This window comes from bacterium (assembly GCA_021372775.1).
In the GTDB taxonomy this organism is placed as follows: domain Bacteria; phylum Acidobacteriota; class Polarisedimenticolia; order J045; family J045; genus JAJFTU01.
Genome location: JAJFTU010000253.1, coordinates 1 through 7,217, shown reverse-complemented (window position 1 = coordinate 7,217; position 7,217 = coordinate 1). Strand labels below are relative to the sequence as shown.

6 protein-coding genes are annotated in these 7,217 nt (G+C 77.6%); 4 read left to right on the top strand and 2 right to left on the bottom strand.

Annotation, left to right across the window (positions count from 1 at the left end):
* Together LLG88_09095 and LLG88_09090 are read right to left on the bottom strand one after the other, a co-directional pair.
* A partial coding sequence (locus LLG88_09095) for a hypothetical protein (GenBank protein ID MCE5247056.1) occupies positions 1-632 on the bottom strand: 632 nt, incomplete at its 3' end.
* A gap of 284 nt (positions 633-916) precedes the next feature.
* On the bottom strand, positions 917-3,286 hold the full coding sequence (locus LLG88_09090) for a FecR domain-containing protein (GenBank protein ID MCE5247055.1): 2,370 nt from the start codon (positions 3,284-3,286) through the stop codon (positions 917-919).
* Positions 3,287-3,505: 219 nt separating this feature from the next.
* Here LLG88_09090 and def point away from each other — a divergent pair, with 219 nt between their 5' ends.
* The 4 genes from def to LLG88_09070 form a co-directional block, all read left to right on the top strand.
* Entirely contained in the window at positions 3,506-4,030 is a 525-nt protein-coding gene (gene def / locus LLG88_09085) for a peptide deformylase (protein MCE5247054.1), read from the top strand.
* Positions 4,031-4,115: 85 nt separating this feature from the next.
* A complete protein-coding gene (gene fmt / locus LLG88_09080) occupies positions 4,116-5,069 on the top strand; it encodes a methionyl-tRNA formyltransferase (protein MCE5247053.1) in 954 nt (317 codons plus the stop codon).
* 199 nt (positions 5,070-5,268) lie between these two features.
* Complete coding sequence (locus tag LLG88_09075; protein MCE5247052.1) at positions 5,269-6,573, top strand: RsmB/NOP family class I SAM-dependent RNA methyltransferase; 1,305 nt, start codon at positions 5,269-5,271, stop codon at positions 6,571-6,573.
* Between the two features lie 221 nt (positions 6,574-6,794).
* On the top strand, positions 6,795-7,217 hold a 423-nt coding region (locus tag LLG88_09070), incomplete at its 3' end, for a PASTA domain-containing protein (GenBank protein MCE5247051.1).

Sequence of the window (7,217 nt, the reverse complement as noted above, 5' to 3'; positions counted from 1 at the left end):
TCGCGGAAGGCGCGTCCGGGGAGCCCGGCGGGGAGCTCGGCGCGGAGGGCGGGGATCCGGGCGCGCTGGCGGGGCGTCCAGCGGGCGCCCTTGAGGCGGGGCGCGGCGGAGAGGCCGAGGAGGAGGGAGGTTTCGGGATCGACGGAGGTGCCGAGGGCGACCTCGAGCTGCTGGACGAGGGCGAAGGAGACGAAGTCGTCGTAGGCGACGGGTCCGGCGACGGGGAAGCCCTCGAGGATCAGGGCGGAGGCGAGGGCGGCGAGGCGTCCGAGCCGGTCGGCGGCGCGGACGGCGGTGGAGCGGGCGCAGGGGAGGCCGCGGGCGGCCTGGCGGAGCCCGGCGCCGTTGGCGAGGGCCTCGGCGAGGCGGGCGAGGATGTCGGGTCGCTTGGCGAAGTAGGCGCCGGAGAAGGTCTTGGCGGAGAAGGTGCGTCCGCAGGCGAGGCAGCGGAAGCGGCGGACGGGCTCGGGCGCGGCGAGGGTGCGGAAGGAGCCGTGGCGCCGCCAGCGGAAGGGCCGGAGGCCGCGCCCGGAGGGGCAGGGGTCCCACGGGCAGTAGGGCGGCGTCCAAGCCGGATCGGCGGGCCGGGGCCCGTCGAAGAAGGCGCAGGGAACGGTCTCGGGGCGTTTCACGCCGGGCCATTACGCAAGAACCGGGCCGCGGGGCGGGGGGGCGCGCAACGTCCGGCGGGCGAACGGGTTGGCGGCGGGGGGCGGAGGCCGCCCGCGCCGGTTTCGTCCGCCGGCGGACGGCACGTCCGGACACCGTCCGGACAGACGCGCGGCGCCGGCCGCCCGCGGCGGGCGCAACAGGCTCGGCTTCACCGTGAAAAAAACGGCCCGCGCGCGATGCGCGGGCCGTGAGGCGGAAGGGCGCCGTGGGAGGAGAACCGCCCTTCCGCTCCTGCCAGGCTGGGTCAGCGGTCGCGCTTTCCTCCGCCGCGCGAGCCGGACGCCGGGGCGGCGTGGCCGCCTCCGCCGCCGCCGCGGGACTCGGAGCGCGCGGCCGGGGCCGAACGTGCTTCGGAGCGGGGCGCCGCCGACGGGGCCGAGCGCCCTTCGGAGCGCGGCGCGGCCGAGGGGGCGGAGCGCGGCGACTCCGACGGAGCGGGACGCGCCTCGTAGCGCGGCCGTTCGGCGGGGGCGGTGCGGGTTTCGGAACGGGGCTGTTCGGACGGGGCCGGGCGCGCCTCGTAGCGCGGGCGGTCGCTCGGGGCGGTGCGGGTTTCGGAACGGGGCTGTTCGGACGGGGTCGGGCGCGCTTCGTAGCGCGGACGGTCGGCCGTCGCGGAACGCCCTTCGGCGCGGGAGTCGTCGGACGGGGTCGGGCGCGCCTCGTAGCGCGGACGGTCGGCCGTCGCCGAACGGCCTTCCGCGCGGGTCTGGTCGGACGACGCGGCGCGTCCGCGCGTCGCGTCGCCGCGGCTGGCCGGCGAGATCCGGTCGAAGAGGCGGCTCACGCCGGCGCCGCGCTCGGCCTGCGGCCCGCGGTCGGCGGTCGCGTCGGCGCGCGGGGAGCGCGGGAACGACGGCAGCCGGCTCTGGCCGGCGTCCGGCGGCCGCGGCGACGCCTGGTCGGCGCCGCCGTCGAAGCGGCGGCCGGGGCCGGTCGCCGGACGGCCGGATCCGCCGCGGTCCGGCGGGGTGCGGGTCGCGCCCGCGTCCCGCCCGGCGCTGGTCGCGTCGCGCCCGGCGCTGGTCGCGTCGCGCCCGGTCGCCGTGCGGCCGGTCGAAGCCGCGCCGGGCTGCTGCCGCTGGTCGGCGCCGCGCTGCGGGAAGAAGCGGTCGGAGACCGACGGCGCGGTCCGCGCCTGGCGGCCGCCGATCTGCGTCCGCTCGACGTCGCGGAAGGTGCGCGCGGGGCTCGCCGCGCGGTTGATCGGCGCGCGCCCTTCGACCGGCGAGAAGCCTCGCCCGGCGTTGCGGGCCGCCGCGTCGCGGATCCGCTGGAAGGAGTCCTGCGGCAGGTCGCGGACGCCGCGCACCCCGCCTTCGCCGATCCGCGTCGCGTTGCGGAGCGGGAGGCCGCTGCGGCCGACGTAGCCGCCGCGGAGGTCGCGCGGGATCACCGCGTTGCGCGGGATGTACCGGCCGTGCATGCCGCGGCCCCAGAAGTCGTGGTAGCGGACGAAGCCCCACGGGTAGCCGTCGAACCACGGGTCGCCCCAGCCCCAGCCGAGGCCGACGTAGACGGGGTAGTTCCAGAAGTCGAGCGGGCACCAGCCGACGTAGCTCGGGCCGTAGTACCAGTAGACGTGCGCCGGGCCGAAGACCGCTCCGGGGATCCAGAGCCAGCCGAGGCCGACGCGGAAGTTCCAGCGGCCGTAGCGGTAGACCGCCCAGCCCCAAGGTTCGCTGCCGACCCAGACCGGGCCCCCCGGGCCGTAGTCCCACTCGCCCTCGTAGTACGGACGCCAGTCGCCGGAGACGTTGTCCGGCTTCCAGGTCCAGCCGAACTCGTCGGTGTAGACCCAGTGGCCGTAGCGGGAGAGCTCGCCGTAGTAGGGGCGGACCTCCGCCGGCAGCGAGCCGTACTCCTTGCCCGGCTGCTCGCGCAGCGCGTAGACGTCGTCCCGCCGCGCGACCCAGCCGTCGAAGCCGTCGCGGATCATGACGTTGTAGTCCCACGGGCGGCGCGGCTGCTCGCCGGCGCGGACGCGGGTCCGCTCGCCGGCCCGCACGACAACCGTGCCGTCCTGGCCCGCGACCTCGACCGCGCCGTGCTCGACCGAGACGCGGACCGCGTCGTTGTCCTCGATGTCCACGCGGAAGGCGGCCCGCTCGGTCGGGTAGACCGAGGCGGCCGGGGTGTCGATGCGGAAGTTCTGGCCGCCGTTGGGGTTCGGCACGTCGGCGGCGAGGCTGCCGGCGGAGAGGCCGAGGACGGTCGCCCCGTCCCCGTCGCCCGGGGCGGCGAAGTCGTAGAGCTCGACCGAGGAGCGGATGTCGAGGCGGACGAGGCTGCCGTCGGGGAGCTGCAGCTCGACCCGCTGGCCGTCGCCGGCGGTCTCGACGCGGTCCCCCTTGTAGACCGGGGCGTTGAAGCCGAGGTCCTCGGCGCCGTCGGTCCGCAGGACGCGCGCGCCCCCTTCGATGTAGCGGACGCGGCCGAACGGATCGACCGGGCCGTCGCTCGGGGCGGCCTGCGGCGGCTGGGTCTCGGAGCCGCTCCGGACGAGGTTGACGTCGCGCGGGTCCTGGTCGGCGAGGGCGAAGGCGCCCCAGACGGCCATGGCCGTCGCGGCGGCGGCGAGGAAGGCGATGGCGCGGGGGCGGCGGGGTTTCACGGTCGTTCCTCCCGGGCGTCCGCGGCGCGGGCCGCGGCGCCCTTCGCCCGCTGATGTTGCAAGGCGCGTGCCCTCGGGGAAAGGCCTTGAGAATCAGCGAGTTGGCTTGCGGCGCGCCGTCCTCCGCAGGGGACGCCCGTCCCCTTGAAGGGGCGCGTTTGACGGGGTTCTTCGCCGGTGCGACGATGCGGCGAACACCACCCCGAGGAGTCCGAGACCATGGCCCGCCGACCCGTCGTGCTCTATCCCGACCCGATTCTTCTGCAGCCGACCAAGGACGTCGAGGGCGTGGACGACGACCTGCGCCAACTGGTGCAGGACATGATCGAGACGATGCACGCCGAGCCGGGCGTCGGGCTGGCCGCCAACCAGGTCGGCGACGGCCGGAGCGTCGTCGTGATCGACCTCACCGCGGGGGACGAGCCGGGGCAGGTGAAGGTCCTGATCAACCCCAAGATCCTCGAGACCTCCGGCTCGCAGACCGGCGACGAGGGCTGCCTCTCGTTCCCCGGGATCTACGAGACCGTCACGCGGCCGTTCCGCGTGCGCTACAGCGCCTACGACCTCGACATGCAGCCGTACGAGGAGGTCGCCGAGGAGTTCGGCGCGCGCGCGGTGCTCCACGAGTGCGACCACCTGCAGGGCACGACGTTCATCGACAAGATGTCGCCGCTCAAGCGGCGCCTCGTGCTGCGCAAGATCAAGCGGATGCAGCGGGACGGCGAGTGGGTTTCCGGCCGTTGACGCCGTTCGTCCGCGGCGCGCCCGGCGTTCGCCGCGGCGGCGCGGGCGGGCCTTCGTCGGGCGGCGGACCGCGGGAGACGGGGCGTTGAAGGTTCTGTTCTTCGGCACGCCGGCGTGGGCGGTTCCCTCGCTCGAGGCGCTGCGCGCGGCGGGGCACGAGATCGTCGGCGTCGTCTCCGCCCCCGACGCGCCGGTCGGCCGCTCGCGGACGCCGGCCGCGCCGCCGGTCAAGGCGCGCGCGCTCGAACTGGGGCTCGGGCCGATTCTCCAGCCGACGTCGCTGCGTCCCGCGGCGGCGCGCGAGGAGTTGCTGGCGCGCGGCGCGGACGTCTTCGTCGTCGTCGCCTACGGGCGGATCCTGCCGGGGCGGCTGCTCGACGCGCCGCGCTTCGGCGCGGTCAACCTGCATTTCTCGCTGCTGCCGCGCCACCGCGGCGCGAGCCCGGTGCAGACGACGCTCCTCCGCGGCGACGCCGAGGCCGGCGTGAGCACGATGCTGATGGACCGCGGGCTCGACGAGGGGCCGATCCTGCTGCGGCGCGCGGCGGCGATCGCGCCGCGCGAGAAGGCGGCCGCGCTCGGCGCGCGGCTCGCGCTCGTCGGCGCAGAGCTGCTCGTCGAGACGCTGGACGCGCTGGCCGACGGGACCGCGCGGCCGACGCCGCAGGACGGCGCGCTGGCGACGCTCGCCCCGCCGCTGGCCAAGGCGGACGGCCTCCTGCGCTGGGAGTGGAGCGCGGTCGAGATCGAGCGGCGGACGCGGGCCTTCGACCCGTGGCCGCCGGTCGTCTGCCGCGGGCCGAAGGGCACGCTGCGGCTGCTCGACGTCGAGGCGCTCGCCGAGGCGGCGCCGGACGGCGCGGCGCCGGGGCTCGTGCTGCGGCGCGCCGGCGAGGCCGCGGACGCGGTCGCCGGCGACGGGCGGCTGTTGCGGATCCACGCCGTGCAGCCGGCGGGGAGCAAGCCGATGTCGGCCGCCGCCGCGCTCGCCGGCCGGCGCCTCGCGCTGGGCGAGACGCTCGGCGACGGCGAGCCGTGACGCCGCGCCGCCCCGCCGCGGCCGCGGCGCCGCGCGCGATGCGCGGCCTCGCGGGGCGCCGCATGGCGCGGATCGTTCATCGCGGCGGCGCGGCGGCCGCATCGTCGCGCCGCACGGCGTCGGACGTTCCGCGCCGGGCGGATCTTGAAGCGGCACGTTATGGACCGCGCGGCCCCGCGGCGCGCGGCGGAGAACCCTGATGCCTCGTTCGGAAGACGCGGCGGCGACGCGCCGCGCGGCGCTCGACGTTCTGCTTGAAGTCGATCGCGGAGGATTCTCCGACCGCCTCGTGCAGGCGCGGGGGCGGCTCTTCGACGACCCGCGCGACCGCGGCTTCGTGCAGGCGATGGCGATGGCCGCGCTGCGCTGGCGGGGCGCGCTCGACGCGGTCCTCGCGCCGCTGGTGCGGCGCGGCCTGGAGCACGTGCAGCCGGAGGCGCGCGCCGCGCTGCGGCTCGGCGCGGCGCAGGCGCTGCTGCTCGGCGTGCCGGCCGCGGCCGCCGTCTCGGAGACGGTCGAGGCGCTGAAGATGGGGGAGTCGCCGGAGGCGGCCCCGCTCGTCAACGCCGTGCTGCGGCGGATCGCCGCGGCCCGCCCGCCGCTCGATCCGCTGGCCACCGTGCCGGCGTGGCTCCTCGAACGCTGGCGGCGGACCTACGGCGAGGACCGCGCGCGGCGGCTCGTCGAGGCGACGCTGCGGCCCCCGCGGCCGTTCCTCGTCGCGCTCGACGACCGCGCGGCGCTGGCCGAGCGGCTGGCGGCGGCGGGGGTGGCGACGGCGCCGGCGGCGCGGCATCCGCGCGGGCTCGCCGTCTTGGGCGGCGCGCCGCAGGAGACCGAGGACTTCGCCGCCGGCTCGTTCGTGCTGCTCGACGAGGGGGCGGGGCTGGTGGCGCTCCTCGCCGCGCCGGCCGACGAACGCCCCGTGGCCGACGTCGCGGCCGCGCCGGGGGGCAAGGCCGCGCTCCTGGCGCCGCTGGCGCGCGGCGGCCTCGCCGCGCTCGAACTGCACGGCACGCGGGCGCGGCTCTTGGGCGCCGCGCTGCGCCGGACCGCCCGTCCCGGCGCGCGGACGGCGGCCGTGCGGGCCGACGCGCTCCGCCCGCCGCTGCGCGACGGCGCCTTCGGCCTCGCGCTGCTCGACGCCCCCTGCACCGGCACCGGGACGCTGCGCCGGCGTCCCGAGAAACGGGACCGGCTGGTCGAGGCGGACGTCGCCGAGTGCGCGGCGCGGCAGGCGGCGATGCTCGAGCGGACCGCGGCGCTCGTCGGTCCGGGGGGCGCGCTGGTCTACGCCGTCTGCAGTCTCGAGCCGGAAGAGGGGGAAGAGCGCGTGCGGGCCTTCCTCGCGGCGCACCCCGAGTTCGCGGCCGAGGATCCGCGCGGCCTGCTCGGCGCGGCCGGGGACGGCCTCGTCGTCGGCGACCCGCCGCTGCTGCGGACCCGGCCGGACGAGGAAGACACCGAAGGGTTCGTCGCCGCGCGGCTCGTCCGGCGCCCCTAGAACTCGGCCGCCGCCGCCGGGCGGTTCGTGGAACCGGGCTTCGACGCCGCACAGACCGCGCCGTGACCCGGAACTCGGCCGCCGCCGTCGGGCGGTTCGTTGGCGGGGCCGGCGGCTGATAGACTGGCGGGCGCTTTCGGACCGCGAAACGGGCGCCCGAGACGGAATCGGGGGAACCAGAGCGGGGCGTTCGGCGTTGGTTCGGGAGGGGACGGACGAGGATGAAGTCCAGGACGGAGCGCTGGGCGTCGGTGCTGCGCGGGGCCCTTTTGGCGGCCACGCTGGGGCTGACGTTCGTCGGCGGGATCTGGCTCGCCTTGCGCTTCGCCGCGGGCCACAGCCCCGTCGTCCGCGCCCCGTCGGTCGTCGGTCTCGACGCCGCGGCCGCGGAGCGGACGCTGCGCGCCGCGGGGCTCAACCCGGAAGTCGCCGGCCGCCGCTTCGACGCCTCCGCGCCGGAAGGGCGGGTGCTCCAGCAGACGCCGGCGGCGGGAAGCGAAACGCGCCCCGGCCGGCCGGTGCGGCTCGTCGTCAGCCTCGGCGTGCGCCGCGCGACGGTCCCCGACCTCGTCGGCTCGAGCGCCTCGCGCGCCGACGCCACGCTCACCGCGGCGCAGTTCGCGCTCGGCGACGAGGCGAACGCG